A 25,140-nucleotide genomic window follows, 5' to 3' on the forward strand; every position below is an offset into this window, starting at 1 on the left:
GAGCACCCGGCCAACGGCCAGGTGCTCGGCGTACTGCGCAAAGACGACGCGACTACTGCTTCTGGAGTTCGCGAATGTAGCTCACGAGCGCCCACCGTTGCTCTGGGGTGAGGAGCTTACCGAACGCGGGCATATTGGTGATGTTATGTGGGTACTGCACCTGGTTTTCGGGCGACGTATAGCCGTAGGTCAAGATCCAGAAGAGTTCTCCATCGGTACGAGCGACGACAGCGGGATCCTTAAGATTGGTCGGCGGAACGCTGCCTTGTACGGCCCGCCAATACGCCGACATGGGGCCGTTGCCTTCACCCTGGGGACCGTGGCAGGAGACACAGTTGGCTGCGTAGAGTTGCTGCCCGCTTGCCGCAGCCTGTGGATCGTTGGCCAGGGGATTTCGAAGGTTGCGCGCTTCTTCGAGCGTGTACTGTGGTTCGCCTCCTGTGATGGGGACGACGCCAGCTGGAACATCCAGGCGCGGAGGCTCCTGCGCACGGAACGACTTCTGGTAGTGCATTTCGCTGAAGAAGTCGATCGGGTAGGTGTTCGACGAGACGCATGCGCCTCCGAGCAACGCCAGCGCTGTGCCGGCGAGGAAACCGAGCACGAGGCGACGTGCAGTTGTCGAGCGGATAGAACTTCGTGCCATTCTCCGCATCCCCTTCGTCTCCGCTAGCTCCGCGCCGGTTGACGTCCGGCGTTCCCGCTCTCGGTCAGAATGTCTTCGGGATTCGCTGTGCGGAGCGCTTCGATCGCGCGGGCTTCGCGTTCCGGTGCTGTGCGAACGAGAATGCCGATGTAGCCCTGGGTGATGCGTGGGTCGTAGAGCGCGCGACCGATCCAGGGAAGCCGAGACTCGAAGAGGACGCCGAGTACGGTGAAGATCAGAGCACCCAGCATGGTGCCCTCGTACATGATGATGATCATCGGCGGTATCGAAAGCAGTGGCTTGCCTCCGGTGAGGAGCGGGTAGGAAAGCTGCGTGCCGCCAGTGATGAGGAGGCCAGCAGCGAAGCCACAGGCAGCCCCGATCAGGGGGAAGACGAAGAGCCGGTGAATTCCCGATTCTTCGCCGAAGGTCCCTTCGGGATACGGCGCATTGGAGAGTACTTCGAACTCGTTACGGCTGAAACCTGCATCGCGCAGCGCATCAGCTGCAGCAACAGCCGAGTCGAGATCGCGGTAGAGTCCGAGAACTTCACGGATCGCCATCGTCGCCTCGCCTTCCCTTGCCTACCTGCCCGACTAAAACTCCCGCACGATCGCGTTGACGACACGCTTACCGACTCGTAGCTGCTGAGCGAAGTGCTGGCCCTCCTTCTCCTCCCAGACGGAAATCGGCGGGAAGATCTTGGAGAAGACCAACAGGAGGAAACCGACGAGCGCGAAGGAACCGAGGACGATGCTGATTTCCACGATGGACGGCCGGTACCAGTTCCAATCGAACGTCCACTCGTACTTGCGCATGAGTCCTGGCTTGACGAGCCAGTAGCGCTCGGCCCACATGCCCACGTTCACCAAGATCGAAGTCCAGAACATGATCTTGACGTTGCGGCGGAAACGTTGGAACACCCAGATCGGGACCGGGATGAAATACCCGAAGATGAAAATCAGTGCTGTCAAGACGTTGAAGGGCCACTCGAAGAGACGGAACTGCATGATTTCGAGCTCACGCGCTTCCTGCGGGTAGATAGCGAAGAAGATATCGAGCAGGAAGAACCAGAGCCATCCAGTGCCGACGGCGATCAGGAGTCGACCGATCGCGTCGAAGTGCTCGAGTCGAATGTAGTTCTCGAAGCGGAAGAGCCAGCGCATCAGGGCCATGAGCGTCACCACTGCCGAGACACCGGAGTGGATGGCTCCGATCACGAAGTACGGTGCGAAGACAGTCGCGTGCCAGGTCGGAACGAGTGACACTGCGAAGTCCCAGGAAACGATCGAGTGGACCGAGACGAAGACAGGGAGGATCAGGCCGGAGAGGAGGAAACCAGCAATGGTTTGCATCTTCCACTGCCGCTCGTTCCCGCGCCAGCCGAGCGCGAGAATCGTGTAAAGGACACGTCGCCAGCCGGTCGTGCGGTCGCGCGCCAGCGCCATGTCCGGAATCATCGTCGTGTACAGGAAGAGGGTGCTCCCCGTGAGGTAGGTGAGAATCGCGCTGGGGTCCCAGACGAGTGGACCGCGGACGTCCGGCCAGAGGTTGCGCCAAAAGTCGTAGGGGAAGACCCAGTAAAGCGTGCGCCACGGGCGGCCGGTGTGGATGACTGGATGCAACATGGCGGTCATGAGGCTGAAGATGGTCATCACCTCCGCCGCGCGTGTAACCGGGCGCCGCCACTCGGCCTGGGTGAGGCGGAGGATTGCGGAGATCATGACGCCGGCGTGACTGATACCGATCCAGAAGACGAAGTTGACGATCATGAAGCCCCACATGTTGAGGCGCTGCAGTCCGGTGACGCCGAGACCCCAGTAGAGCATCCAGCTCACCGCGAACACGAAGATGGCGAGAACGGCGCCCAGTCCGATGAACCCGACCCACATCATGGGCGGCGTCGTCACGAGCGGACGCAAGAGTTCCCGCGTGATTTCCTCTTCACCGAGCCGATGTCGTTCTTGCATCGCTCTCCTCCAGCCTCGTTTCCGTGTCCGATCGACCGATCCGTCTCACTCCGTCTTCCCGATCACGATAAGTCGCGCGTGCTTGAACGGCTGGTGGACACGCAGCCACAGTCCGCCGACGACTTCAGCGACCGACGGGAAGGGCAGATAGCGTGCGGCCCACAGAACGAGTGCGAGCGCACCAGCGAGCATACCGATGAGGATGAGGATGTCACCGATGCCCGGGATATATGCTGCGGGAACCTCGTGAAGTTCGTGAGCGTGTCCGAGGAGAGCGCTGTCCGGTTGGGAGAAGGCTGCGGAGGTGAGGCGAATACGATCGATGAGATTGCCGATGAGAACGATCGCGGCAACGACAGTTGGCCCCGCGATGCTGCGGCGAACCGGGTTCCACATCAAGATGAGGAGGGGCAGCGCAAAATTCATCGCAAAGGAGAGAGCGAACGGCCACAGATAGGTCTCGAACATCAGCAACCGGAGAATGTCGATTTCACGGGGCGTGCGCCCGTACCAGAAGATGATGAACTCCGACCACCAGAAATAGAACCAGAGCAAGGAGAAGGCGAGGAGCATCTTGCCGAGCGCCCAGAACTGCTCGCGGCCGAGGTAGTCAGCTTGTCCACCCCAGCGACGGAGAACGGCCATGGTCACGATGGTCAGTGCGATCCCCGCTTGGAACGATGTGATCGTGAAATAGGCAGGAAACACAGCAGTGAAGTAACCGGGAATCAGCGCGATGATGAAGTCCGATGACAGGACGGTCATCACTGGGACATAGATGAGGACGTAGAGGACACCGATGTTGTTCACGACCTTCTCGTAGATGCGCCACTGACGATGGGAGCCGATCCACCCACGGCTCAGCCGAGCCGCTAAGCCGCGTTGCGCTGGTTCACCGTGCTCCCGGACGATCGCGAGATCCGGCAAGCTACTGAACCAGGCGAAAAGATAGCCGGCTCCCGTCAGGGTCAGGAGGAGAATCGCCCCCCACAGCCAGGGCGAGAGCGGCCAGCCGAACCAGATCGACAAGCGGTCTTCGGTGCCAGGAAAGGTTGGCAGGAGCAAGAGGTAGAGCAGGAAGGGGATGACCAGTGTGACCGCCCAGATTTCCGCTGCACGATTGACCGGTCGACGCCAATGGCTGCGTGCCACGCGCAGGGCGGTTGAGAGAGCGGGGGCGGCTGCGGCTGTGGACATGAGGTAGAGGAAGGCGGCTGCCACGTATGTCCAGGCCTGACGATCGGCAAAGCCTTGGCGTAGCGGGAAGGCGACGATCGCCACGATACCGATCGCGAAGAGTAGCGCTGCGATGACGAGTGGTCGCCTCAGAACTGCAGCGGTACTGCGCAGCCAGCGCAGCGCCGATCCGAGTACGTCCGCCGGTGCGAGTTCCCAGGTGCGTTGGAGTTCATGACCGTGTGCGTGACCGTGTGTCGCCATATCCCCTCACCCCGTTCGCTCAACAGCGCTCAGTGCGTTGCTGCGTGCTCAGCAGCAGCTTCGAGATCGATCTTCTTCAGGTAATAGACCATGGGATCGGTACCGAGATCTTCCAACAATCGGTAGACGCGTCCTTCCTGTTCAGCCTGGGCGAGCACCTTGCTTACCGCGCTGTTGGGATCGTCCAGATCGCCGAAAACGATGGCGTTGGTCGGACACGCCTGAGCACACGCAGTCGTGACCTCGTCGGTGCGCAGGGACCGCTTTTCGGTCTTCGCCTTCTGCTCAGCCTTGACGATGCGATGGACGCAGAAGTTGCACTTTTCCATGACGCCACGACTGCGGACCGTGACGTCTGGATTGAGCTGGTTCTTGAGCGAGTCGGGCCACTTCGGCTCCCAGAAGTTGAAGAAGCGGACGTGCCAGTGGCAGTTGACCGCACAATAGCGAGTGCCGATACAGCGATTGTAGACCTGCATATTGATGCCTTCGTTCGTGTGGTAGGTCGCATACACCGGACAGACCGGTTCACAAGGGGCATAAGTGCACTGCATGCATGGTACCGGAATGTAGCGTGCCTTGATGTTCGGGTACTCGCCCTCCCAATACCGCTCGAGTCGAATCCAGGCGATGGCGCGGCGCTGATGATAGACGTCCTCGGTATTGATCGGAACGTTGTTCTCCGCTTGGCACGCGACGACGCAAGCGCCGCACCCGATACAGCGGTCAAGATCGATCACCATTCCCCAACGTGGCATGCGTCCCGTCCTTTTCCTCTCCCTGATCCCTCCGGCTCAGGCCTTGGGTGCCATCACGCGGACGATCGGGAACTCCTCCAGCTGGAAGGCTGGCACCATACCCTCGAAGCGAGCCAGGCGAGCCCGGCGCCCGGTCTTCTCGATGCGGCAGCGCGTGGCTGCCCAGGCGAAGGTGCCGACATCCGCATCGGTTTCCGGCGCGACGAGTGTCACCGGATTGACTCCGCGTGCCACCGCGTACCGCGTGTACGCCGTGTGTCCCTGACCGAAGGGAATAGCGATCACGCCAGGCTGTGATGCCGGGTTGACATAGACCGGTAATTCCACATCTCCTTGGGGTGTGAGCACGCGCACGACATCACCGGTACGGAGATCGAGCTCGTCCGCCGTCGCTTGACTCACTTCGATCCACGTCTGCCAAACGTTGGTGCTGATCGGTTCCGGCAGTCCCTGCAGCCAGGGTAGGTGGGCGAGTTCTCCGTAGCCGAGCGACGGCAATGGGTAAGGGTGCAGGACGTAGGGGAACTGGTTCTCGTCACCGACGAAAACCGGCTGGCGGGGCTGCACTGCGGCCACCGACGGTGCACTGCTCGTCCCCCGACTCTGCTCGTCCCACCAACCACCGCGCGCTTGCAAGGCGACCAAAAACTCCTTGTCGTTGGTTGCCGGGATGCCACCGGGCGCGAATGTTCGGAGTTGGACAGCAAGCGCCTTCGTGGTTTCTTCCTGCGTCCTCCACGGTGCCTCTTGACCCAGCAGGCGCAGCAGTTCGAGGAGAACATCACCGAATGCCCGCGCGTCCAGGAAGGGAGTAACGACCGGCTGTTGGATGGCAACGGCTGCGAAGCCGGGGCCAGGATCCGGCACGGTCAAGCCCCATTGCTCGAGCCAGGCCTGGTCGGGCAACACCAGGTCCGCAAGAGTCGTCGACTCGTCGAGGAACGGCGAGAAGCTGACGACATGCTTGGCAGCCTGGAGAGCCTCGTGCGCGCCACTGCTACCGGGTAAGGAATACACTGGATTGGCGCGGTAGAGAAGGACGGTGCTGATCGAGCCGGCGCGAATCTGCTCGAAGAGTTCGGTCCACTGGCGAAGCGAAAGGACGGCATCGTCGGGCACGCGCAGGTCTAAGAGTGGTGGCTCAGGATTGAGGATGAGGCCGCCGGGCTGATTCACGGAGCCCACGACCCAATTGAGGCCGAACGTCGCTACCAGGTTGAAAAGCCCATTGGTGGCGGCCGCGGCACTCGTTCCAGCGATGACCACGGCCGGCTGGTGGTCGACGAGTGTGTGGGCGAGTTCGCGGATCTGTTCGGCTGCAAGACCAGTGGCCGGGGCGACTTGATCGGGAGCGTAGTCAGAAGCGAGTCGGGTCGCGTCGAGACCGAGCGCAGTCAAGTAGGGACCGAAGCGATCTTGTGGGACTTTCCCCTCGGTCAAGAGGACCTGAGCGATCGCGAGTGCAACCAGCCCCTCTGCGCCCGGAATGATGGGGAACCACCGGTCAGCATTCGCGGCTGTCGCCGAGAGACGGGGACCGACGTGATAATACAGGCCACGTTGGCCGAGTCTACCTTGCCGAAACTCGCCATAGGCGTGCGCCATCGCGACGGGGGCGATCCAGCCGTGCAAGAAGTCAGCGCTGAAGTTGAGCAGGAAGCGTGCGTTGGCCAGGTCAGGAATCGGCAGCGTACGTAGTCCGAAGAGCTGCCGAATGGCGGTGCGAAGTACCACGAACTCGTCCGGTTCCAGAACGGCGTGACGAATTCCAGTGACTTTCCGGAAAGCTGCGACAATCGCGGCTTGCGATGCGCTCAGCCGACCGGTGATGAGGACGGCACGCTCGCCACCCGACTCGCGGAGAATCTGCGCCACTTCTTGGAGAGCCGAATCCCAGGGGATAGCCTCGAATTGGCCGCTTCCGCGAGCGGTGGCTCGGCGGGCACCGCTGAGACGGTCGGGGTGGTAAAGCTCCTGGACCAGCGCTTGGGCACGGGCGTCGCTCTTGCCATGGATGCCAGGGAATTCTGGGTTCCCATCGACTTTCTTGGCCCGCCCCTCGAAAACGCGGACGATGAGCCCGTAGCCGCCTTGCTCCGGCGGCGCAGCGGTGGCAAACCAGGCGTCTCGGTGGAGCCAGTCGTTGGGGTGGAAGACAGGCTGGGCGATCTTGAACTCGCTCTCTGGTACCCCGTCACCGATGCGACCGCATCCCGCGAACAAGACAGCACCGGTTGCTGAGGTTGCGGCCACCTTGAGGAAATCTCTTCGCCGCATGCTCTTCTCCAACGTCAGCCTCCCCACATCGTCGTCGAGCCGTCTGTTCGCATCAGTAGTGGCACACGGAGCAGTCGATCCGTGCGCCGTTCTGCTGATGGCAGGTAATGCAGTCACCCATGCGGAGATCCCGGACCTGCTTCACTCCGGGCTTGCCCATGGCGCCGACATCACCGTGGCAGGTCGAACACTGGAAGCCGAAGCTCAAGTGGACCGAGTGAACGAAGTGCGAGTGGTCGGGGAGTTGGTGGACCTTGTTCCAGAGAATCGGCTGGTTCTGTTGGAAGGCGGCAACGAGTTTTTCCAGCTCTGGACGGCCCTGGGCCGGGATAATTTTGTGGCATTGCATACAGAGCTCGAGGGCGGGCAGCCCCGCGTGGGCGGACGTCGTCGCATGCTGGTGACAGTACGTGCACTCCATGCCGAGCGCTTGGACATGTACCGTATGCGGGAACTGGATCGGCTGAGCCTTGACTGGCTGTGCGGTGGGGGCGAGGAAGTAACTCCGCGCGAGCACGAGAGCAAGCGGAATAGCCATGACCACGAGCACGATCAAGACGAACAAGATCAACCGGAAGTACCGCATCTCACTGACTCCATTCTTCAGCTCGACTCGAGCTCGACTCGCGGTCGACCAGGCCGGTTCTGCCTGGGCTCAAATCCAGCGCTGTGGCCAAATCTCGTAGAGGACTTGAATTCCGTTGACGATGTTCACGAAGGCGAAGAGAGCAGCAACGAGAAAGATCGCGGCGAGCGCAAAGAGGACAGGACGAATCGCTGCTACCTTCGCGGGGAGATCGCGTGTCGAGACGAGGGAGGGAATGATCGCATACGCGACGAGCAGGTTGGCAGCGAACACGACGATGCAGCCGAGAAAGGTCCAGAACCATATGAGGGTTTGTTGAATCTGTTGCCATTGTTCCGCTGTCACGACGGCTGGGGTCATCTCGCCTCCTCCGCTTTCCCGAGCAAGGCTCTCGGTCCATTCCTTCCCGTGCACCGCTAGGCGACGAGGGTGCCTCAGCGGACTCGCACCGAAGGCGCTCCGTCTGTGAGCGCCTTCACAACCCACTCGTAGGATGCTCGCCGCGGCATCCTGTGTCAAGGGTGAAGTTTGGAGTCATCGACGGTTGTTGTGTTTCGAGAGGAGGCTAGTGGCATGACGAGACCATCCGAGGCGTACGTTGCGATCTGTGTCCGGTACGCGCGCTGGCTCGGCAAACGGCTCCAACCGGAGCCCGGAGACTGGCTCGTGAACCGGGAGGGGCATCCGCACGCGGTGACACTCGTGACGAGCCTGCAGCGTGCTGCTGGCGAGGAACAGATACTGGTTCCGAGCCTGGAGCGGCTTCTTGCGGAGCTGGCGAAGGAATGCGCGTCCTTCGTGATCGATTATTCGAGTGGAGAATTCGCCTGTGTCGCGTTCGACGAGCAGGGACGCTCGCTCGCCAACGTGGTCGCTGGTGATGCGAGCGCTGCAGTTGCACAAGCACTCGTCTTCATCAGAGCCGAGCGTGCAGCGCAGGAGCGTGCATCGGGAATCCCTCAGTCATGAAGTGGCGTGTCGGGGGTGCTCAGCGCTTTGTGGGACGATTGGTACCGGCAGGATCCTGCAATTCGACGAGGAAGCCGCCTTTTCGGAGCACTGTCTCGATGGCACTGCGAGCCCTCGGTTCGGGAAGCCAAACGAGAAGTGTCAAGTCGTCGAGAGGGTCGATCGACTCGACGACTTTCTCGAGAAGCGCGCGGGCCTGGTCACGATCGCTCGTGCTCGTGAAGCGCACCGCGAGTGCCGGGCGAACGATTGCCGGTCTGCTGTGCGCGAGCCAAGCGCGGAAGGTCTCTCGCCAGCTGGCAGGGAGCGGTGATCCGAGCGCGCGTTCCAGGAGCTGGATGACTGCGGCGGGAAGATCAGCGAGGGAGAGCGCGAACCATCCTGAACGGAGTTCCATTCGGACGAAGTCCTGGAGCGTGCGCGCTGCAAGAAGCCACGTCGGGACAGGACGAGAAGATTGGAGCGTACCCAGAAGCGAGGCGATCCATGTGATTTGGGGGGTGAGAGTGGAGAGCTCGAGTTTGAGACCATTCTCGGTCTCTAAGAGCGCGCGTGTGTCGATGTGGGGAGCGGAACGCAGGATCCCCAGTGTCCAGCTTCCCCAGGGCGTGAGGCGGATCGCTCGGCTGCCGGCAGGCGTCCGCCCACGCTGCACGATGCCGAACCACTCCAACTCTTGCAGGTGCGTTTCCTCTCGCTCGAATGCCGTGCTGCCGGCGAGACTTTCGCGAACCACTTCGTTCCATTCGTACCACGCACCGACCCGGAGGGAACGGAGTTGCCGGATCAAAGCGGTCAGCAATTCCCGATCGCGTGGGTCGACCGTCGCGCTCCAGACTCGAAACAGTCGTCGCTGTTGCTCCGCGAACGAGGCACCGAGCCACGCTGCAAGACGGGGACGCGCGAGTTCCCCTCGCGGCGTGAGCAAGCCGAGCGATCCTGCACATCGGCGAAGGAAGGTCAAGTAGACGAGCGGGTCGCGTGCATCCTCCCAGAACCAGTGCTGGTGTGCGATCGCCGCTGCGAGTGGCCGGGAGGGGCGGCTGTCGCGCGGCCATGCTGTTCCGGAGCGCAACAAGCACGCGAAGAGAAGCAGGAGGTCGAGGACCGCTGCGTGGGAGGGAGCCTGAGTGGTGACCGAGACAGCGTCGATCGGCTGTAGAGTCGGTGTGGAGGACGTACCGAGGATCAACGCCGGGAGAACCATGAGACAGCGCGTACTGCCCTCGCCTGTCCGCCAAATCAGTCCGCAGCGGGCAAGTTCGATGACGGCGCGACGGAGTTCGCCGAATGTCCAGCGACGATCGCGCACGAGCTCACTCAGGGGGAGTGGTGCACGCCGACTCTCGAGATGGGTCAGCAGCTGCTGAGCACGCGGCGAAAGCCCGCGGCAGACACGTTGGAGAACCGTTGGGTCGGCGAGCCGGGAGACGAGGTACCCGACAGCCTGATCTCGACTGGTGACGGAGGGGATGACCGCCAGGCCGTATCGCTCAGCCAGTTCGAGCAACTCATGGTCGGTGAGCTGAGCGAAGAGTGCGGGGAGGGGGCTATCCGGCCCGATCGGATCGGATCGCTCGTGCTCCAGCCGCTGAATCACGCGAGCGACCTCGTTGGGCAGGAACACGCGGGGTCCCTCACCGGATGGCTCGCTGGCCAGTAGACCGGCCACGTAGAGTTGGCGGAGGACCGCGATCGTCGCTCCCTCGTCTCGGCCGAGCGCTCGCGCGATCTCGTTGGGGGTGAGCGCAAGACGTCGCTCCGCGAGGATGCGACCGGCAGCGTCGGCGAGTTCGCCCAGCCGTTCCAGTGCCAACGCCACCTGCCATGCGTCTGTAAGGATGGGATAGAGGAGACCAGTGAGTTCCGCGGCGCTCTCGGTGGGAGCGATCTCCCAGAAACGTGCGGCTGCACGCAGACTTTGCAGCGGGCGGTCATGAAGCACGACGAGCAGGGGGCGCATCGGTTTCGCTCCGCTCGTTGTCCACACTTCGGGCGCAACTGTATGCGCTTGCCATGTGCGGCGACAAGCGTGACCAGTTGGACGGATTCGGCCTCGCTTCCGATGAACCCATCGCAGCGGGCCACTCAACGGAAAGCGTCAACCGGATCGCCGTTTGTCCACCGTCGAGACAAGGGTGCTAGTCACTGGCTTCCGATGCGACGTCGAGTAGCGTCGTCGGGACCGGTCGTGCCGGTGAGCGCAGTTGGACGAGATGATGGTAGCGAAGCAGCAGGACGGCCAGTCCGATCGACGTGCGGAACCCGATCCCGAGAGCGCGATAGGTGATGGCGATCGCAGTCGCCCGTCCGAATCCGATGCCGATCCAGTTGAGGAGACCGACCAGACTGATCTCCGTCGTGCCGAAGCCGTTCGGAACGGGTAGGAGAAGGTGCGCGAGCATCGACATCCCGTGCACGTAGAGTCCCTCCAGCGGTGCGAGTCCACGCACCGTCAACGCATTGGCCAGCATGATCAGGATCGCGACCGCACATAGCGAGGAGGCGATACTGGTCACGGTTCCTGGAATGAGGGCACGACCATTCAGCAGGGTGACCAGTGTGCGACGAGCGTCTTCCTCGAGTGGAACGAGTCGTCGCGTGAGGCGCCAGCGTTGCAGTACGTCGACGAGGGCGGTGCCAGCTCGCTCGGAGCGGGCGGTCGCGACCAGGAGGAACGCGAGGGTCAGTGCTGCAACCGGTGCCACGAGCTGCGCGTTCGGCTGGGGGGAAGCAGCGATCCCGACGAGCGCCAGGAGAGCGACAGCGAAGACGTCTCCGAGACCCTGTGCAATGAGTGGGGGAGCAGTATGACGTAAGCCGATACGACCCTCTGCGTGCTCTTCGGCGAGGCGGGCGGAGAGGATCGAACCACCAGGAAGGGCGCTCGCGGTTTGAGCAGCCAGATAGCTGGTGATGCTATCGCGGAAGCGAAGGGGAAGCTGCGCTACCCGGAGATACCAGGCCCAACGAACGGCTTTGATCGCCTCGTTCGCGCTGAGCAGAAGCAAGAGAGCCAGCACTACACGGGGAGACAAGCGCTCGAGGGTGCCAGCAATCACCTCCGGATCCCGCAAGGACCAGGCGATGAAGCTGACTGCTCCCGCGATGACGAGGAGAAGTACTCCTCGGCGCATCGTGCCCCCGCCGATGATGAACGAACGAGCCCGGGCGACGCCGTTTGGTCCGGCGTCGTCCGCCCGGGCCCTCAAGAGTCGATTCGGCTCAATCGACGATCGTCACAGTGCCCGGGACGCGAGACTCGACAGACAGCATATCTGACGTGCACGGAAGCGAGCAAGAGCTGCGCGTCACCGTGCTCGTTTCGCCCGGCTAGGGCCACTGGGTCGCGATGATTTCGGCAACGATCCGTCCACGCGTGATCTCGTCTGGTTGGCCGACACGGTCCGGCCACCACTCCAGCCGCGCTCGCTCGAACAGTTGGGCGATATACCAGCGACCATCAGGAAGATCTACCCGGAATTCTTCAGTGATCGGCAGACCGAAGACCGCTCGTCCCCCGTTGGCAGACCAATACGCTTTGAAGCCGTTGCTCAACGAGTGACGCGTTTCTCGAAAGTAGAGCCGTTCCGTCGAGTCGGGGAACGGGTCGACCGGCTGCCAAGCATGGAAGGGCGCAGAGGCGTAATAACCGACCGGAAGTTCGCTCACGTCGCCCGAGGCTGGGTGGTAGTGAAGCACAGCGCGTTCGAAATACTGGACGAATCGGACGGTACCATCGATGCCGACCTCGCGGAAGAACTCGCTGATCGGTAACCCGTAGCGCTGCCAGCCTCCTCCCTGCTGCCAGGCCGCGTAGAGAAAGACGGGGATGTTGTGTCCCGTTTCCGGCATGTAGACGTAGCGAGACGGGTCACCAGGATCTGCAGGATCGATCGGCGGGCGCTCACCGGGGCGAACGGTGACGATCTCCTCGTAACCTTGTGGCGGAGCAGGGAGGGGCGACGGCGGATCCTCGACCAGCCAGAGGAACGTGACGGTGACCCAGTCGGATTGGGTCATGCCGAGGGCGGCAAAGGCGCCGTCGGCGATATCCATCGCGGCCGGGCTCCTGACGGTGCGACCCCAACCGTCTTTGCCGCCGTTGTACCCGTGGAAATACGCGGCCTGAGCAGCGGGGATGCCTTGTGGCAGGCCTTTCCAACGGCGTACATCGGGTGGGTTCCAGAAGTCGTCATCCACGTTCCATGGGCCGACGTCCCACACCGGGAGCACCAAGCTCCGCCCCTTGTATTCGACGAGGACCTGGAACTCGTGCCCACCACGCGAGCTGAGTGCACAGGTACAGGGAAGCGTGACGAAAAAGTCATTGGGTTGGATAATGTGCCCGTTCGCCGTGCGCTCTCCCACTAAGCCGAGGCTATGGGCGTAGATGCGGAACGTGGCTTGCTGCTGGAGACTGCTCGGCGGGAGCTTCCAGTCAGCGGCTGGTGCGAGGTAATCCGCTAACGCCCACCCGTATCTCTCACCCCACTGGACGTTCCACCATAGATTGCCGCGAGCGTCGCGCTGCGGCCCACCGATCACGCGAACAGTGGCGCCCTCCGGCATCACGACGATCACCCGAAAGTCGTAGCCAGGCCCTTCGCGGAGGTTGAGACCGTCACCGTGTGTTCCCATCACCGTGGCGGGCTCACCGACAGTCAGCGTGCTCGCGGCACGCACCGATGGCATGGGGAGAAGGGTCAGGAGGAGCACTGCGCACAGGAAACAGAGCAGGGGTCGCGTTCGTTCGCGCATTTTCAGAGCCTCCGCGTCCGGACGCAATCACTCGCGTCAGGCCCACTCTAGCAAATGCGTAAACGACTGGCAAGCGGGACGAGGGAGGAAGTCACGGAAGTGACTCCCGACTGATGAGGATCGGTCGTGTGGCGGCGTTTTGTCGCTGTCTCGGCGTTATGCATGTCAAACAGCGGACCCAAGGACGAGCCTTCAGTATTCGCTGCGTTCTCGAGCATACGCGAAGCAAGCAGAGACAGGGGGCTCGGTCGGGATTCGCCATGGACTGTTCGGGCTACAATCGTGACCGTGTCGGGTTGCGGGGAGCAGGGGGTAGACAGTGACAGCAATCGAGATGCGACTGACGCCCGAACGACTCGAGCAGCTGGAGAGTTTGGCACACCAACTCCGCCGTACCGTCTTGATCATGACGACCGAGGCGGGTTCGGGGCACCCGACGAGCTCGCTTTCGGCCGTCGAGATCATGGTGGCTCTCTATTTCGGTGGTCTGCTGCGTTACGATCCAGCTCGGCCCGATTGGCCCGATCGTGACCGCTTCATTCTCTCCAAGGGGCATGCCGCGCCGATCCTGTACGCGGTCCTCGCCGAAGCTGGTTATTTCGCAAAGGATCTTTTGAGGACCCTGCGCCAGCTGGGAAGCCCGCTGGAAGGGCATCCCAACATGCGCCGCCTACCGGGAGTAGAGGCCTCGACGGGCAGTTTGGGTCAGGGGCTTTCGATCGGACTCGGGCATGCACTGGCGGCACGACTGGATGGTCGGGACTACCACGTGTTCGTGCTCCTCGGCGATGGGGAAATCGAAGAGGGCCAAGTCTGGGAAGCAGCGATGGCGGCCGCCCACTGGCGCGTCTCGAACCTGGTGGCGATCGTCGATCACAACGGTTATCAACAGACTGGACCGGTGGCCGCGGTCACGGACCCCCGCCAATATGCGATGAAATGGCGAGCCTTCGGCTGGCATGTCGAAGAGGTAAACGGGCACGATCTCGAAGCAGTGCACGAGGTGTTGCGGTTCGCCCGCGCCTATCGAGACGGTCCGGTTTGCGTCATCGCGCACACCGTGAAGGGGAAGGGTGTGTCGTTCCTCGAGCGGGACTTTACCTGGCATGGGCGTGCAGTACCGCGTGATCGTCTGGAGCGAGCACTGGAGGAACTGGCATGAACATCGGGACGCGGGCTGGCTTACGCATGGGAAAGGCGACCCGGGATGCCTTTGGAGAAGCTCTGCGTGATCTCGGGAGCGTCTATCCTGATCTCGTCGTGGTCGACGGTGATGTGAGCAACTCGACGAGAACCGAGTATTTCGCCCAGGCGTTTCCCGAGCGGTTCTTCAATGTCGGCATTGCGGAATCGAACTTGATCGGGGTGGCCTCTGGGCTGGCTGCCAGCGGAAAGCGCGTGGTCGCGGCGAGCTTCGCGTGTTTCCTCTTGTGCAATGCGTTCGATCAAATCCGCATGGGAGTTGCCTTTCCACGCCTCAACGTCAAGCTCGTCGGAAGTCACGCGGGTATCAGCATCGGTGAGGACGGGCCATCGCAGATGGGGATCGAAGATGTCGCGCTGGCGCTCTCCCTGCCGGGCGTGGCCGTCTTGGTGCCAGCTGACGAGCATGCGACGCGCGCTGCGACGCGGGCGATGCTGGAATGGGAGGGGCCGACCTACCTGCGCTTGGGCCGACCGCCCGTGCCGGTCATCTACGAGCCACCAGTCGACTTCGTGATCGGTCGTGCCTTCCGTCTGCGCGAAGGAAACGACGTGACGATCGTCGCCAATGGGCTCATGGTGGCGATCGCGCTCGATGCGGCGGAGGAACTCGCTGCGCGCGGTGTACAGGCGCGCGTCCTCGACATGGCTACGGTGCGCCCGCTCGATGTCGATGCGGTCATCGCCGCTGCGCGCGAGACGCGCGGCATCGTGGTTGCCGAGGAGCACCTGCACTATGGGGGACTGGGGAGCGTCGTCGCCATGGTGGTCGGTCAGATTCAACCGTGTCCGATGCGATTCGTGGATCTGGATGATCGCTATGCCGAATCGGGTGCCCCGGACGACTTGTTGCGGGCCTACGGGTTGACGAGCGAGCGCATCGTGGCCGCTGCCCTCGAACTCACCGAACGGATCTGACCGTGAGAACCGAGCGCGCCAAAGAGCGAGCGGCACGCTTTGCGGCCTCGCTCGTCGAGGACGGCATGATCGTCGGTCTCGGCTCCGGTTCCACTGCAGAGCTGGCGGTGCGTGCGCTCGGCGAGCGACTGCAGGATGGGCTTCGGCTGATCGGGGTCGCGACCTCGCGACGGACGGCAGCCCTGGCTCGCCGGGTAGGCATCGAACTCCGCGATCCGGATTCGGTCGATCGCATCGATCTGGCGATCGACGGTGCTGACGAGGTCGAGGAACGCTCGCTCGGTCTCCTCAAGGGGCGAGGCGGAGCGCTCGTTCGCGAGAAGTTGGTCGCCCGCCTGGCTCGCCGCCTGGTGATCGTCGTCGATGACTCGAAGCTCGTCGCAGCTCTGGGCGCGCGTTGCCCGCTCCCGGTCGAGGTGGTGCCCTTCGGCTGGCGTTGGTGCGCTCGGTGGCTCGAGGATTTGGGGGGTCAACCGACACTGCGCTGCCGTCCGACGGGGCATCCGTTTCGCTCCGACAACGGGAATCTCATTCTCGATGTCGCGTTCGGTGCGATCGCCGATCCAGCGTGGCTCGACCGAACGGTCAAGATGCTCCCAGGTGTCGTCGACCACGGACTGTTTTTGGACATGGCGGATCTCGTCGTCGTCGGCAGCGAGGCCGGCATTCGCCTGCTCGAGCGCTCGCGAACGGTGAGCGAGACTCCCAAAAGATGAACGAGTGCGGTTGCGGGACCGCCGTTCATCGCGGTGCGGCGGCGAGCAGGAGATTTTCTGGGTTCACCGACTGCGGCGGGGCAGCGTTCCGGCTCTCCTGGTCCGAGGCGATCGCGGCTCCTCAAATGAGGTCGGCACGATCGACCCAACGGGAGCCCCAGTTTGCAGTGCGTGCGACAGGGCATGACCGTCACGTGCTGACTTGGGGGACGCGGAACAGCCGGCTCGTCTCGCTGTTCTGCTGCGGGCCGCGATGCGGCCGGATCTTCCGAAAACCAGTCTCATCCGATGTCGAGCCGCACGATGCCGCAGCTTTTGCTGCGTGGGGACCAGGAGGTCTCTCTTGCTCCCTCGCGCGCCCTGCGCTATAGTGTACGTACACAGTGTCCGTTCACCGTCGCGGAAAGGGGAGAGCGGTGACCGTGGGCCTGGTGGAGCGTTATGTAGAACGCGAGAGGTGGCGGCGCCGATTACAACTCGAACTGGCTCCTGCCGAGGATCCTGAGCCGCTCGTGCGGTTCGGGCGTTCCGCTCCGCCACGAGCCTGGACAGGGCGTGGGCGCTGGCTGGCTGGACTCGGGATCCTCGCCGCGCTCGCCGCGGAGCGGGTCGGAGCAACGACCCTGCACGTCGTTCAACCTGGCGAGACGCTGAGCCAGATCGCCGCTCGCTATGGCGTATCGGTACCGGAGCTCGTACGCGCGAACGAACTGTCGAATCCAGATCGTATTCTCGCAGGGGCGGTGCTGCGCATTCCGGTGACCCTGTCGGTCAGCGAGCGCGTTCATCGCGTGGGGCCGGGAGAGACACTGACGAGCATCGCGCAACGTTACGGCATTTCGGTCGAGTCGATCAGGCAAGCGAACCGGCTCCCGGATCCGAATCGCATCTTGGTCGGGCAGATACTCGTCATTCCGAGGATGCCTGAGACGGCCACGGATACCACTGTGTCCAGCATCGCGCGACGATACATCGTTCAGCCGGGAGACACGCTCAGTGCGCTCGCGGTGCGCTTCGGTGTACCACTGTCGACGCTCGTGAAAGCGAACGGCATCACCGACCCGGATCGTCTCCTGGCGGGGCAGACATTGGTGATCCCACCGCGCGAACGAGGTGATGGAGTACGTCTCGCGGGTGTGCCTGCCTACCGGCAGTCGTTGCCGCTGAGCTGCGAAGCAGCCGCGGTGAGCATGGTCACGGCCTATTGGGGCAAGCCCGTTTCCGAAAGGGTTTTCATCGAAAACCTTCCCTCGCACCCGAACCCCCATCGGGGCTTTCGAGGGAACATGAGCGGTACCTTCGGGGGCACCGATGACTATGGGGTCTATGCGGAGCCGTTCGTCCCCATTCTGGAACGATACGGCTTCCGAGCGCAGGCGGTGTACGCACGTGGAGATGCCCGTGTTCTTCAGGAGGAACTCTCCTTGGGGCGTCCGGTAGTCGTGTGGATGACCAATCTGGCATCGGTCCAGCCTCGCTCGATCGGCGAGTTCGAGGGCGAACAGTTCGTCCTGGTTCCGCAGGAACATGCCGTCGTCGTCTACGGCTACGACCAAGAGCGGGTCTACGTCGTCGATCCGGGCGATGGTCAATATCGCTCCTTCGGATGGGAGGAGTTCCTGCGGTCCTGGGGATACTTCGACGGGATGATGCTGCGCATCGTCCCTGCACCGTGGGGCTAAGCGACTAGGCGCGCTGAGAGCAAAACGACCAGAAGCGTGAGCAGGAGATTCGCGGCCGAGATCAGGACAGAAAGAGCGAGCAGTTGGCGGTAGCGTTGACGATCACGGAGGTCAGCTGAGCCGGCGAGTTCGGTGAGCCGCGGACCGATCGATCGCCCATGAAAAAGGGTCAACAGGAGAATCAGTCCGACGAGCGTCATTTTCGTCGTGAGAAGTGTCCCATACGTGCTGCGGAACGACAGGAGAGCGCTCCAGGCTACGCCGCGATGCTCGCCGATCGCAAAGCCGGTCAGGATCGCGACGATCAAGCTGATCCATGCGAGCGGAGAATAGCGTCGACCGAAGGCAGCGGTGAGTTGGGTCTGCGTCGGACGATCGAGCTGTGACCGCAACACTGGGCGCACAACGAGGAAGAGGAAAAGTTGTCCCCCGAGCCACAAGGCCATGGCCACGAGATGAACCCAGCGGACGAGTGCCCAGACCCACTCGCTCATCCCCACGGTTCTCCTTTCGTTCGCGCCACTCGTGCCAGACGTGTCGGTTTCCGAGGCGGACCGGAGTATGCGTGCTGGACCGGTGGATGCGCAAGCGGTGAAAGCAATGCGATCCCGTTTCGAGTCAATCGACGCTGGTACTGGTACATGACTGCGGCATGGCATGCGCATCGGCCCTGTCGTATCAGGGCGGATCCGTTGCGCGACGCCAAGGCGTCGCGAGTGTTCGTCCGAGAATTGCTTGACTGCTCGTGAAGCCCATGACTAGAGTTACGGTGACACGCCGATCGACGTTGGGCTCTCGGAGTGAAAGTCGGCGGATAGCAAACGGTGGCGGAACGAGCAGAGCATGCTCCATGAAAGGGCGGCGGTGGTGCAGCAGGCAGCGAGCGGTTCCGAACTGGTAATCGGTGTTCCCCGTGAGCGTGCGCCCCGCGAGCGACGGGTAGCGGCGACTCCGGAGACAGTTGCACGGTACCGGAAACGCGGTTTCCGCGTCATCGTCGAGCAGGAAGCTGGCTTGGCTGCCGGCTTCCCGGACGAGGAGTATCGGCAGGCGGGAGCGGAGATCGTTGCTGAGCCGGGCGATCTCTACCGGCGCGCTTCGGTCATCATCAAGGTGCAGCGTCCGTTACCGGAAGAGATCGAGTTGTTGCAACCGGGTCACGTGATCATCGCGTTTCTGCAACCGCTCATCGCGCCTGAACTCGTTGCGGTTCTGGCGGAACGTGGCGTGGTTGCGGTCAGCATGGACACGATTCCGCGGATTACCCGGGCACAGCCGATGGATGCGTTGTCTTCGATGAGTACGGTCGCTGGATACAAGGCCGTGCTTTTGGCTGCGAATGAGCTTCCCAAGTTTTTCCCTTTGATGATGACGGCGGCGGGAACGATCCGTCCGGCCAAGGTCCTGGTGCTGGGTGCTGGCGTTGCGGGATTGCAGGCGATCGCGACGGCACGCCGGCTCGGTGCGCTGGTAGAGGCCTTCGATACACGACCGGTGGTGAAGGAGCAAGTCGAGAGCCTGGGTGCCAAGTTTCTCGAACTGGATGTCACGACCGAGGAAGTCGGCGGTTACGCCAAGGAACTTGCAGAGGAGCATCTGCGGCGGGAACAGGAGTTGATTCATCGCCATTGCTTGGAAGCTGATGTCGTCATCACGACTGCTCTCGTCCCGGGTCGGCGGGCTCCTCTTTTGATCCGAGAGACGACGGTTCGCGAGATGCGACCGCGCTCGGTCATCGTCGATCTCGCGGCTGAGATGGGTGGGAATTGTGAGCTCACGGTGCCGGGAGAGACGGTTGTCCGCTATGGCGTCACGATCATGGGGCCACTGAATCTCCCGAGCGAGATGGCCTATACGGCCAGCCAAATGTACGCCCGCAATGTGGCGACGTTGCTCGAGCACCTTGCGCCGAAGGGCGAGTTCGTCTGGAATCTGGAGGACGAGATCACGCGCGGTGTCGTTCTCACGAAGGACGGGACGATCTTGCACGGTCCGACGCTCGAGCGACTGAAGGAGATCAAGGAGGAAGTACGGTGAACCAAGAACTCCTGCTCGGGCTCTATGTTTATGTTCTCGTCTTGACCATCTTTCTCGGTTTCGAGGTGATCTCGCGGGTTCCGACGCTTCTGCACACACCGCTCATGTCCGGAACGAACGCGATTCACGGAATCGTCTTGCTCGGCGGGATTCTGGTGGCTGGGACAGCCGACAACCCGTTGACCTTGCTTCTGGGATTTCTCGGTTGTCTTTTCGGTGCCGGAAACTTGTTCGGCGGCATCGTCGTGACAGACCGGATGCTGGAGATGTTCAAGAAGAAGGAGCCAGCTACTCACCAGGCGGGGGAGCGACTAACGGCGAAGACGCCTGAGAAGGAAGTGGTGGGGCAGCGGTGATCGAGAACCTGCGTGATGCTGTCATCGATCTGGTCTATCTCGCCTGTGCAGTCGTCATCATCCTCGGTCTCAAGCGACTGAGTTCCCCGCGCACGGCGCGTTCCGGTAACCAATTCGTTGCGGTGGGGCTGCTCGTGGCGGTGGCTGTCACACTGCTCGATCCGCACATTCATTGGCGGCCGGCCAATATCGCCGTCATGCTGATCGGGACTGTCGTCGGTGCTGCGGGGTCGATCTACCTGGCGCGCGTCGTTCCCATGACGGCGATGCCGCAGATGGTCGCGCTCTTCAACGGAATGGGAGGCGCGACTGCGGCACTCGTAGCCGTCGCCGAGTTCGATCGCTTCGTCGCAAGTGGAGTGGTCACTGCGGGGGAGCGTGTGTCGGTCGCCTTCGGGACGACGGTCGGTTCGGTGGCTTTTACCGGAAGTGTGATCGCCTTTCTCAAGTTGCAGGAATTGATGACCGGTCGCCCGGTGCGCTTCCCCTTGCAAATTCCATTGAATATCGCTGTCGTCGCAGGAATCGTGGCGATGTGGACCTGGTTGCTGGGGTTCGCCGGTTCGTCGGCCAGTGTGTGGATCATGTTCGGACTGGCGTTGCTCTTCGGCATCCTGCTGGTCTTACCGGTCGGTGGCGCCGACATGCCCGTCGTCATCTCTGTTTTGAACTCGCTGACCGGTCTGGCGGCTGCGGCGGCTGGGTTCGTGCTAGAGAACCAGATCCTCGTGGTTGCTGGTGCATTGGTCGGAGCCTCGGGCTCGCTTTTGACCATCCTGATGAGCCGTGCCATGAACCGATCGTTGGCCAACGTGCTGTTCGGTGCCTATCGGGCGCGAGCGGCCGGTGTTGCAGTAGCCGAGGCGAAGCCGATCCGCGAGACGACGGTCGAGGATACCGCTGTGCTGCTTGCCTACGCCAATTTGGTGATCATCGTGCCCGGCTACGGACTCGCGGTGGCGCAGGCGCAGCACGAGTTGGCGGAACTTGCCAATGAGCTGGAGAAGCGTGGTGTCGAGGTCAAGTTCGCCATCCATCCAGTGGCTGGTCGGATGCCTGGTCACATGAACGTCTTGTTGGCGGAGGCGAATATCCCCTACGACAAGTTGTACGAGATGGAGCAGATCAACGAGGAGTTCCAACGAGCCGATGTTGCGCTCGTGGTCGGGGCGAACGACGTGGTCAATCCGGCTGCTCGCACCGATCCGTCCAGTCCGCTCTACGGCATGCCGATCCTCAATGCCGATCAGGCCAAGAATGTGATCGTGCTCAAGCGGAGCATGCGTCCAGGATTTGCTGGAGTGGAGAACGAGCTGTTTCACATGCCGCAGACGCGCATGCTCTTCGGCGATGCGAAGGAGACGCTGAAGCGGTTGGTGGAGGCAGTGAAGACCGTGTGAATTGTTCCGCCTGGCTGGATCGAGAAGCGAGCGCTCGGCACGATGTTCGCATTCGTGCCTCGATGAGAGTATTGCCATCGCCTCGCTCCGTTGGCTGGTGAGCGTGATCGGTCCAGGTTCAGTGTTCTCGTGCGCTGGCGCCGAGAAAAGTGGATCGCTCGGTCGACCGCGCGAGCGTTCTCCGCATGCTTCGTTCTCATCGTGAGACGACCCGAACGGTGAATCGTTCGGGATCGTAGGTGAGACTACATGCGACATGAACGATACGGCCACGAGAGCAAGAGTAGGGAAGAGGGTGCACGCTTGTGGCGCGGGGTCGAGCCTCTTCTTCCGAGGACGTACCTCCAATGAGAGTCTATGCGCGTCGACACCCTGTTTCCGGACAGGCCAATCGATCCCCTGCGGTGGCGATGTGGGGTTTTCTCCTCAAATCGTTGTCCACGCGCGGCTGGTACGCTCGTGCCACCAAGAAAGATGCGGGCTGAGAGAGGAGACGGGACGATGACCGAGCAGAATCGCCTCGAACAGTTCCGCGCCTATCGGGCGCGGATGAACGAGCGCATTAGCGAGATCGGCCATCGGGAAATCAGCCGCTTTTTCGCACTGGACAGTGCGACCTACCGAGACGGGGCGTTGGATGCACGGACCAAGGAACTCCTCGGTCTGGTCGCTTCGCTCGTCCTGCGGTGCAACGACTGCGTCGATTATCACCTCGACCGCTGTGTCGCGCTCGGCTGGTCGGATGCCGAACTCTACGATGCGATGCAAGTCGCGTTGATGGTGGGTGGGAGCATCGTCATCCCGCATCTGCGACACGCCGTGGAAACGCTCGATCTCTTGCGAGCCGAACGCCGCGAACGCGACTGACGAGTGGGCAGCCTCCGCGTGACTCGGGAGGACTATGCTTACCGCTGACGAGTGTGCCCTCGAGCGGGAGGCGAACGGTGCGAACGGAAACGACGCCCAAGAAAAACAAGAAAAACAGTAGGGTCTCGCAAGGGCCGTGGGTCCTCCTCTCGCTGGCGCTGTTCTTGGCAGGATTTTCGATCGGGCAAGAGTGGCAACAACCGGGCGCGCCGACGGCAACGGCGGCAGCGATTCCGACTCCAGTGGCGGTTTTCAGTGAGGCATGGTCGCTCCTGCACGAGCATTACGTCGATCCGGCGGCTCTCGACGATCGGCGCTTGCTTGCCGGTGCCTTGCGTGGGCTGGCCGATGCGGTCGGCGACGATGGACATACGCGGTATCTCACGGCGGAGGAACTGGTTCAGCACGGCGAACGACTCTCTGGCGAGTATTCGGGTGTCGGGATCGAGATCACCGAGCGAGACAACACGATCGTCGTGCGTGATGTCTTCGCGAATTCACCAGCTGCTCGCGCTGGAATCCAGCCGGGAGACGTGTTGCTGGCAGTCGACGGAATCCCGGTTTCCGAACTCGGTCTGAATGGTGTGGTGCAACACGTCCGCGGGCCGGAAGGCACGGTGGTCACGCTGGTGCTGCAGCGGGTTGGCGAGCCTTCTCCCATCGAAGTCAGGCTCGTACGGTCGAAGGTGCGCTTCTCCGGCGTTCGCTGGGCGGTGCTTCCCGAACGAGTCGGTCTCCTGCGGGTGAGTTCCTTCGCGGCCGGAACCGCAGAAGATGCCCGGCAGGGACTCAGCGAGTTGACAGCAGCCGGTGTACGCGGGGTGATTCTCGACCTGCGGGGCAATCCGGGTGGCTTGGTCGACCAAGCGGTGGATTTGGCCGGCCTCTTCCTGCCACCGGATACAGTCGTGCTGCGCCCGCGCGATCGCAATGGGAACGAAACGGTCTACCGCACGAAGCCGGACGCACGGCCCGTGGCACTGCCGCTCGTCGTCCTCGTGGATCGGGAAACGGCTTCCGCAGCCGAAATAGTCGCTGCAGCTTTGCAGGATCATCGACGTGCGGCCATCGTCGGCGAGCGGACTTTCGGGACGGGAACCGTGCTCGTCAATTTCCGCCTCCAGGATGGATCGGCTCTGCTCATCGGAAAACAAGTGTGGGTGACCCCGAATGGTCGGGTGATTTGGCGCAATGGCATCGAACCGGATATCGCGGTCGTTCCTGGCTCCGAAGATGCCGCGATCGTCCCTCGGCGTGGCGAGACATTGACTGCCGAGCAAATTCGATCGGATACGCAGCTCCTCGCTGCGTGGGAGTATCTGCTCCAGCAGGATCGGTCATGCCGCTCGAACGAAGGTGAGGGCTGTCCGTGACGGAACCAGACGAGAACGTCCGCCGCCGACCGTCACCGGACGCATGGCGAGTCGCCGGCGAGCTCTACCAAGCGGGAGACCTCTTCGGCTGTCACGAGATGCTGGAGCATGTCTGGCGGGCGACCGAGGGCTCGCTGCGCGAGTTCTACCGGGGACTCATTCAAGTGGTGGTCGGACTGTATCATGCCCAGCGTGGGAATCGAGTCGGAGCACGAGCAGTGTTGGCGCGCGGGCTCGCACGGATGGAACAGTATCCAACGGACTGTCTGGGGATGGATTGGGGACCGTTCCGGCAAAGTGCGCGGCGATACCTCGAGTGGCTGGAGACAGGGATGGAGGGGCAGGAACCTGCTCGGCCGCTGTGGCCGATGGAGCGATACCCGGACATGATGAAGCAGTGAAGGGAGATCGGAGTGGTGCGGGTACCGGAGCGACCCGAGAGCGTACTCGTCGTTATGGCGCATCCCGATGACGCCGAGTTCATCTGCGCTGGGACCGTGGCGCGTTGGGCCAGCGAGGGTAGCCAGATCATCTATGCCGTGGTGACGAGCGGAGACAAAGGAAGCAACGATCCGACCATGACTCCGGAGCGCCTGGCTGCGCTCCGTGAAGCGGAACAGCGTGAGGCAGCGCGGATTCTCGGGGTGGAGCATGTCGAATTTTTGCGTTACCGCGATGCCGAAGTAATCCCCGATCTCGGGCTGCGCCGGGACATCGTTCGCCTGATCCGGCGGTTCCGTCCCAGTGCGGTCATCTGCCAAGACCCGACCACACGGTACTTTGGACAGTCGTACATTCAGCATCCGGATCACATCGCGGTCGGGGAAGCGACCTTGGCGGCAGTGTATCCGAGTGCGCGTGATCGCCTGACGTTTCCGGAGTTGGCCGCGGAAGGTTTGGAGCCGCACATCGTCTCGCATGTCTATTTGGCCGGTGCACGGGAACCGGATGTCTTCGTGGACATCACGCCGTTCTTCGAACAGAAGCTCGCGGCCCTGAAAGCGCACCGGAGTCAGCTGGGAGACTGGGATCCCGAGCCGATGCTGCGGCTCTGGGCGCAGGACACGGCGGCGGAGGCCCGGCGACGCGGCTGGCCCGGCAGCGAGGAGATGCTGTTGGCCGAGGCGTTCAAGTATTTCGCCATCGGAGAGTGAGCAAGGGTAGCGCGAGAACTGGTCGCG

The 25,140-nt window shown here is 62.5% G+C and carries 24 protein-coding genes; 12 read left to right on the forward strand and 12 right to left on the reverse strand.

Going from position 1 to position 25,140, the window contains the following annotated elements:
• Positions 1 to 52 precede the first annotated feature (52 nt).
• The 8 genes from ACWIVK_RS07230 to ACWIVK_RS07265 form a co-directional block, all read right to left on the reverse strand.
• Complete coding sequence (locus ACWIVK_RS07230) at positions 53 to 646, reverse strand: c-type cytochrome (protein WP_448575972.1); 594 nt, start codon at positions 644 to 646, stop codon at positions 53 to 55.
• Positions 647 to 669: 23 nt separating this feature from the next.
• Positions 670 to 1,209: a DUF3341 domain-containing protein gene (locus ACWIVK_RS07235; protein WP_448575973.1), complete on the reverse strand. Its 540-nt coding sequence runs from the start codon at positions 1,207 to 1,209 to the stop codon at positions 670 to 672.
• A 33-nt stretch (positions 1,210 to 1,242) separates the two neighbouring features.
• Positions 1,243 to 2,616: an NrfD/PsrC family molybdoenzyme membrane anchor subunit gene (gene nrfD / locus ACWIVK_RS07240; RefSeq protein ID WP_448575974.1), complete on the reverse strand. Its 1,374-nt coding sequence runs from the start codon at positions 2,614 to 2,616 to the stop codon at positions 1,243 to 1,245.
• Between the two features lie 45 nt (positions 2,617 to 2,661).
• Complete coding sequence (locus tag ACWIVK_RS07245; RefSeq protein ID WP_448575975.1) at positions 2,662 to 4,056, reverse strand: hypothetical protein; 1,395 nt, start codon at positions 4,054 to 4,056, stop codon at positions 2,662 to 2,664.
• 29 nt (positions 4,057 to 4,085) lie between these two features.
• Positions 4,086 to 4,814 carry a 4Fe-4S dicluster domain-containing protein gene (locus ACWIVK_RS07250; protein ID WP_448575976.1) on the reverse strand — a complete coding sequence of 243 codons (729 nt, stop codon included), beginning with the start codon at positions 4,812 to 4,814 and terminating at the stop codon, positions 4,086 to 4,088.
• A gap of 36 nt (positions 4,815 to 4,850) precedes the next feature.
• Entirely contained in the window at positions 4,851 to 7,091 is a 2,241-nt protein-coding gene (locus ACWIVK_RS07255) for a molybdopterin-containing oxidoreductase family protein (protein ID WP_448575977.1), read from the reverse strand.
• A gap of 52 nt (positions 7,092 to 7,143) precedes the next feature.
• Positions 7,144 to 7,677, reverse strand: coding sequence for a cytochrome c3 family protein (locus ACWIVK_RS07260; RefSeq protein WP_448575978.1), 534 nt, complete (start codon positions 7,675 to 7,677; stop codon positions 7,144 to 7,146).
• Positions 7,678 to 7,746: 69 nt separating this feature from the next.
• Positions 7,747 to 8,037, reverse strand: a complete 291-nt coding sequence (locus ACWIVK_RS07265; RefSeq protein WP_448575979.1) for a hypothetical protein — start codon at positions 8,035 to 8,037, stop codon at positions 7,747 to 7,749.
• A 213-nt stretch (positions 8,038 to 8,250) separates the two neighbouring features.
• On the opposite strand from ACWIVK_RS07265, the gene ACWIVK_RS07270 reads away from it, so the two are divergent.
• On the forward strand, positions 8,251 to 8,646 hold the full coding sequence (locus ACWIVK_RS07270; protein ID WP_448575980.1) for a hypothetical protein: 396 nt from the start codon (positions 8,251 to 8,253) through the stop codon (positions 8,644 to 8,646).
• Positions 8,647 to 8,665: 19 nt separating this feature from the next.
• Here ACWIVK_RS07270 and ACWIVK_RS07275 read toward each other — a convergent pair whose 3' ends face one another.
• The 3 genes from ACWIVK_RS07275 to ACWIVK_RS07285 all read right to left on the reverse strand — a co-directional run bounded on the left by ACWIVK_RS07275 (position 8,666) and on the right by ACWIVK_RS07285 (position 13,407).
• Positions 8,666 to 10,609 (reverse strand): hypothetical protein, encoded by a 1,944-nt coding sequence (locus tag ACWIVK_RS07275; RefSeq protein WP_448575981.1) that lies wholly within the window; start codon positions 10,607 to 10,609, stop codon positions 8,666 to 8,668.
• A gap of 178 nt (positions 10,610 to 10,787) precedes the next feature.
• Entirely contained in the window at positions 10,788 to 11,783 is a 996-nt protein-coding gene (locus tag ACWIVK_RS07280; protein WP_448575982.1) for a lysylphosphatidylglycerol synthase transmembrane domain-containing protein, read from the reverse strand.
• A gap of 196 nt (positions 11,784 to 11,979) precedes the next feature.
• Positions 11,980 to 13,407, reverse strand: coding sequence for an SH3 domain-containing protein (locus tag ACWIVK_RS07285; RefSeq protein ID WP_448575983.1), 1,428 nt, complete (start codon positions 13,405 to 13,407; stop codon positions 11,980 to 11,982).
• A gap of 334 nt (positions 13,408 to 13,741) precedes the next feature.
• Here ACWIVK_RS07285 and ACWIVK_RS07290 point away from each other — a divergent pair, with 334 nt between their 5' ends.
• From ACWIVK_RS07290 to ACWIVK_RS07305, 4 genes are all read left to right on the forward strand, one after another.
• Entirely contained in the window at positions 13,742 to 14,569 is an 828-nt protein-coding gene (locus tag ACWIVK_RS07290; RefSeq protein ID WP_448576013.1) for a transketolase, read from the forward strand.
• Positions 14,566 to 15,528 (forward strand): transketolase family protein, encoded by a 963-nt coding sequence (locus ACWIVK_RS07295; protein WP_448575984.1) that lies wholly within the window; start codon positions 14,566 to 14,568, stop codon positions 15,526 to 15,528. The genes ACWIVK_RS07290 and ACWIVK_RS07295 overlap by 4 nt, the downstream gene beginning before the upstream one ends.
• Positions 15,529 to 15,530: 2 nt before the next feature.
• On the forward strand, positions 15,531 to 16,244 hold the full coding sequence (rpiA, locus tag ACWIVK_RS07300; RefSeq protein ID WP_448575985.1) for a ribose-5-phosphate isomerase RpiA: 714 nt from the start codon (positions 15,531 to 15,533) through the stop codon (positions 16,242 to 16,244).
• 416 nt (positions 16,245 to 16,660) lie between these two features.
• The gene (locus tag ACWIVK_RS07305; protein ID WP_448575986.1) at positions 16,661 to 17,926 is read left to right on the forward strand and encodes a LysM peptidoglycan-binding domain-containing protein; all 1,266 of its coding nucleotides are present in this window, start codon (positions 16,661 to 16,663) and stop codon (positions 17,924 to 17,926) included.
• On the opposite strand, the gene ACWIVK_RS07310 is transcribed toward ACWIVK_RS07305, so the two are convergent.
• The gene (locus tag ACWIVK_RS07310; protein ID WP_448575987.1) at positions 17,923 to 18,420 is read right to left on the reverse strand and encodes a DUF4149 domain-containing protein; all 498 of its coding nucleotides are present in this window, start codon (positions 18,418 to 18,420) and stop codon (positions 17,923 to 17,925) included. The two genes, ACWIVK_RS07305 and ACWIVK_RS07310, sit on opposite strands and share 4 nt — an antisense overlap.
• A 349-nt stretch (positions 18,421 to 18,769) precedes the next feature.
• On the opposite strand from ACWIVK_RS07310, the gene ACWIVK_RS07315 reads away from it, so the two are divergent.
• The 7 genes from ACWIVK_RS07315 (at position 18,770) to ACWIVK_RS07345 (ending at position 25,113) form a co-directional block, all read left to right on the forward strand.
• The gene (locus tag ACWIVK_RS07315) at positions 18,770 to 19,963 is read left to right on the forward strand and encodes a Re/Si-specific NAD(P)(+) transhydrogenase subunit alpha (protein WP_448575988.1); all 1,194 of its coding nucleotides are present in this window, start codon (positions 18,770 to 18,772) and stop codon (positions 19,961 to 19,963) included.
• Positions 19,960 to 20,319, forward strand: a complete 360-nt coding sequence (locus tag ACWIVK_RS07320; protein ID WP_448575989.1) for an NAD(P) transhydrogenase subunit alpha — start codon at positions 19,960 to 19,962, stop codon at positions 20,317 to 20,319. The genes ACWIVK_RS07315 and ACWIVK_RS07320 overlap by 4 nt, the downstream gene beginning before the upstream one ends.
• Positions 20,319 to 21,719 (forward strand): NAD(P)(+) transhydrogenase (Re/Si-specific) subunit beta, encoded by a 1,401-nt coding sequence (locus ACWIVK_RS07325; protein WP_448576014.1) that lies wholly within the window; start codon positions 20,319 to 20,321, stop codon positions 21,717 to 21,719. The genes ACWIVK_RS07320 and ACWIVK_RS07325 overlap by 1 nt, the downstream gene beginning before the upstream one ends.
• 501 nt (positions 21,720 to 22,220) lie before the next feature.
• Positions 22,221 to 22,586, forward strand: coding sequence for a carboxymuconolactone decarboxylase family protein (locus ACWIVK_RS07330; protein ID WP_448575990.1), 366 nt, complete (start codon positions 22,221 to 22,223; stop codon positions 22,584 to 22,586).
• A 77-nt stretch (positions 22,587 to 22,663) separates the two neighbouring features.
• Positions 22,664 to 23,959 (forward strand): S41 family peptidase, encoded by a 1,296-nt coding sequence (locus ACWIVK_RS07335; RefSeq protein ID WP_448575991.1) that lies wholly within the window; start codon positions 22,664 to 22,666, stop codon positions 23,957 to 23,959.
• A complete protein-coding gene (locus ACWIVK_RS07340; RefSeq protein ID WP_448575992.1) occupies positions 23,956 to 24,360 on the forward strand; it encodes a DUF309 domain-containing protein in 405 nt (134 codons plus the stop codon). The genes ACWIVK_RS07335 and ACWIVK_RS07340 overlap by 4 nt, the downstream gene beginning before the upstream one ends.
• A gap of 12 nt (positions 24,361 to 24,372) precedes the next feature.
• Positions 24,373 to 25,113 carry a PIG-L deacetylase family protein gene (locus ACWIVK_RS07345; protein ID WP_448575993.1) on the forward strand — a complete coding sequence of 247 codons (741 nt, stop codon included), beginning with the start codon at positions 24,373 to 24,375 and terminating at the stop codon, positions 25,111 to 25,113.
• Positions 25,114 to 25,140 lie beyond the last annotated feature (27 nt).

Source organism: Thermomicrobium sp., assembly GCF_053493975.1.

Bases quoted from the DNA above. Each gene is read 5' to 3' on its own strand.
- ACWIVK_RS07230 (WP_448575972.1), bottom strand. From the start codon at position 646: ATGGCACGAAGTTCTATCCGCTCGACAACTGCACGTCGCCTCGTGCTC.
- ACWIVK_RS07235 (WP_448575973.1), bottom strand. From the start codon at position 1,209: ATGGCGATCCGTGAAGTTCTCGGACTCTACCGCGATCTCGACTCGGCT.
- nrfD (WP_448575974.1), bottom strand. From the start codon at position 2,616: ATGCAAGAACGACATCGGCTCGGTGAAGAGGAAATCACGCGGGAACTC.
- ACWIVK_RS07245 (WP_448575975.1), bottom strand. From the start codon at position 4,056: ATGGCGACACACGGTCACGCACACGGTCATGAACTCCAACGCACCTGG.
- ACWIVK_RS07250 (WP_448575976.1), bottom strand. From the start codon at position 4,814: ATGCCACGTTGGGGAATGGTGATCGATCTTGACCGCTGTATCGGGTGC.
- ACWIVK_RS07255 (WP_448575977.1), bottom strand. From the start codon at position 7,091: ATGCGGCGAAGAGATTTCCTCAAGGTGGCCGCAACCTCAGCAACCGGT.
- ACWIVK_RS07260 (WP_448575978.1), bottom strand. From the start codon at position 7,677: ATGCGGTACTTCCGGTTGATCTTGTTCGTCTTGATCGTGCTCGTGGTC.
- ACWIVK_RS07265 (WP_448575979.1), bottom strand. From the start codon at position 8,037: ATGACCCCAGCCGTCGTGACAGCGGAACAATGGCAACAGATTCAACAA.
- ACWIVK_RS07270 (WP_448575980.1), top strand. From the start codon at position 8,251: ATGACGAGACCATCCGAGGCGTACGTTGCGATCTGTGTCCGGTACGCG.
- ACWIVK_RS07275 (WP_448575981.1), bottom strand. From the start codon at position 10,609: ATGCGCCCCCTGCTCGTCGTGCTTCATGACCGCCCGCTGCAAAGTCTG.
- ACWIVK_RS07280 (WP_448575982.1), bottom strand. From the start codon at position 11,783: ATGCGCCGAGGAGTACTTCTCCTCGTCATCGCGGGAGCAGTCAGCTTC.
- ACWIVK_RS07285 (WP_448575983.1), bottom strand. From the start codon at position 13,407: ATGCGCGAACGAACGCGACCCCTGCTCTGTTTCCTGTGCGCAGTGCTC.
- ACWIVK_RS07290 (WP_448576013.1), top strand. From the start codon at position 13,742: ATGCGACTGACGCCCGAACGACTCGAGCAGCTGGAGAGTTTGGCACAC.
- ACWIVK_RS07295 (WP_448575984.1), top strand. From the start codon at position 14,566: ATGAACATCGGGACGCGGGCTGGCTTACGCATGGGAAAGGCGACCCGG.
- ACWIVK_RS07310 (WP_448575987.1), bottom strand. From the start codon at position 18,420: ATGAGCGAGTGGGTCTGGGCACTCGTCCGCTGGGTTCATCTCGTGGCC.
- ACWIVK_RS07315 (WP_448575988.1), top strand. From the start codon at position 18,770: ATGCTCCATGAAAGGGCGGCGGTGGTGCAGCAGGCAGCGAGCGGTTCC.
- ACWIVK_RS07330 (WP_448575990.1), top strand. From the start codon at position 22,221: ATGACCGAGCAGAATCGCCTCGAACAGTTCCGCGCCTATCGGGCGCGG.